The 2,387-nt window shown below is 72.8% G+C and carries 1 protein-coding gene; it reads left to right on the top strand.

The window, feature by feature from the left end:
• Positions 1–2,387, top strand: a 2,387-nt coding sequence (locus BC793_RS48535; RefSeq protein ID WP_109603417.1) for a cation-translocating P-type ATPase, incomplete at both ends; no start/stop codon positions are given.

The following is a 2,387-nucleotide window of genomic DNA, read 5'->3' as shown; positions in this document are numbered from 1 at the left end:
CGGGTCGTGTCGCAACTGCGGGATCCGCTCGTGCTGGTCCTGCTGGCCGCCGCCGGTTTCACGCTGGCCACGGCCGACTTCACCGACGCGTCGGTGATCCTGTTCGTGATCGTCGTCAACACCACGGTCGGGGTGATCCAGGAGGTCAAAGCAGAACGGGCGATCTCCGCGCTGTCCGCGCTGACCGCACCCGCCGCCCGCGTGGTCCGCGACGGCGCCCAGCGCGAGGTCCCCGCCGCGGACCTGGTCGTCGGTGATCTGCTGGTCCTGGCCGAAGGCGACATCGTGCCCGCCGACGCCCACGTCGTCGAGGCCAGCGCCCTGCTGATCGACGAAGCGGCACTGACCGGTGAATCCGCGCCGGTCGACAAAGCAGCCGGCCCGGACAGCGCGGCGGCGGACGTGTCCGCGGGCACCGTGGTCGTCCGCGGGCGCGGGCAGGCCGTCATCACCGCCACCGGAGCGGCCAGCGCCATGGGCCGCATCGCCGCGATGATGACGACCGCCCCCACCATGACACCCCTGCAACGCCGCCTGGCCGGGGTCGGCCGGCTCCTCGCCGCCGGCGCCCTGGTGCTGTGCGCCGTCGTCCTGGCCCTCGGAGTGTTCCGCGGCCAGCCGCTCCAGCTGATGATCGTCACCGCGATCACCCTGGTCGTCGCCGCCGTCCCCGAATCCCTGCCCGCCGTCGTCACGCTCAGCCTCGCCCTCGGCGCCCGCCGCATGACCGCCCGCAACGCCGTCATCCGGCGGCTGCCCGCCGTCGAGACCCTCGGCTCGGTCACCGTCCTGGCCACCGACAAGACCGGCACCCTCACCGAAGGCCGAATGGTCCTGCGACAGCTGTGGACCCCCACCGGAGAAGCCACGGTCGACGGATCCGGCTACACACCACACGGCGACATCCGCCGCCACGACACAATCGTCACCGACGGTGACGTCCCCGACCTGTCGCGACTGCTGCGAGCGGCCGTGTTGTGCAACGACGGCGCCCTGCACCCGCCCGACGGCGACAACCCCGACTGGCTGCCGGTCGGTGACCCCACCGAGGCCGCCCTGCTCACCGCCGCCGCGAAACTCGGCATCGACCGCGAAACCCTGCACGCCCAACTCCCCCGCATCGGCGAGGAACCGTTCGACAGCGTCCGCAAACGCATGTCGACCACCCACCGGCTCCCCGACGGCACGACCCGCATCGTCTGCAAAGGCGCACCCGAAGCCGTCCTGCACCCAGCAGTCCTCACCGACCCCGCCGACCTGATCGACCGGGCAGCGGCCCGCGCGGACACCCTCGCCGCCGACGGCTACCGGGTCCTCGCGGTGGCTCAAGCCGACCACGCCCCGTCCACCGATCCGGGCGCTGCGGAACAGGGCCTCACCCTGCTCGGGCTCGTCGCGATCCTCGACCCGCCCCGAGCGTCCGCCGCCGCGACCATCGCCGCGTGTCAGCGCGCGGGCATCACCCCGGTCCTGATCACCGGTGACCATCCCGCCACCGCCGGCGCGATCGCTGCCGACCTCGGCATCATCAATGCCGGTCAGGAGACGGCCGACTGCCGTATCACCGACCCGGGCCCGGCCGCCGCGCGCGGTGTCCGGGTCTTCGCCCGGGCGACCCCGCAACAGAAGGTCGCCATCATCGACGCCCTACAAGCCGCCGGGCAGGTCGTCGCGATGACCGGTGACGGCGTCAACGACGGCCCCGCCCTGCACCGCGCCGACATCGGCGTCGCCATGGGCAGACGCGGCACCGAAGTCGCCCGCCAGGCCGCCGACCTGGTCCTGGCCGACGACGAACTCGGCACCGTCGTCGCCGCCGCCGAAGAAGGCCGCCGCGTCTACGCCAACATCCGCCGCTTCCTGCTCTACGCCCTGTCCGGCGGCGCCGCAGAGATCACCGTGATGCTCACCGGACCCTTCGCCGGCCTCGCCCTGCCGCTACTGCCCGCCCAGATCCTCTGGATCAACCTGATCACCCACGGCCTGCCAGGACTCGCCCTGGGCAGCGAACCCGTCGACCGAGATGTCATGAACAAGCCGCCACGGCCACCGTCCGAGACGATCCTCGGCGCCGGACTGTGGCAACGCATCCTGCGCGTCGGGGTGGTCATCGCGGGGGTCACCATCGGTGTCGGGGTTTGGGCGCACGCCACCGACCGCCCCTGGCAGACCCTGGTCTTCCTCGCTCTCGGCGTCACCCAGCTCGCCGTCGCGCTGGGCTCCCGGGCCCGCCCCGGCACCCGCGCCAACCCGATGCTGCTCGCCGCCGTCGCCGCCGCACTCGCCCTGCAGCTCGCCGGCATCTACCTGCCGCCCCTGCAGACCCTGCTCGGCACCCAGCCGTTGGCGATCACCGACCTGCTCATCGTCACCGCCGTCGCCGGACT

It is taken from the genome of Actinoplanes xinjiangensis, from assembly GCF_003148685.1.
GTDB lineage: Bacteria > Actinomycetota > Actinomycetes > Mycobacteriales > Micromonosporaceae > Actinoplanes > Actinoplanes xinjiangensis.
This window is presented reverse-complemented; position numbering and strand designations above follow the sequence as displayed.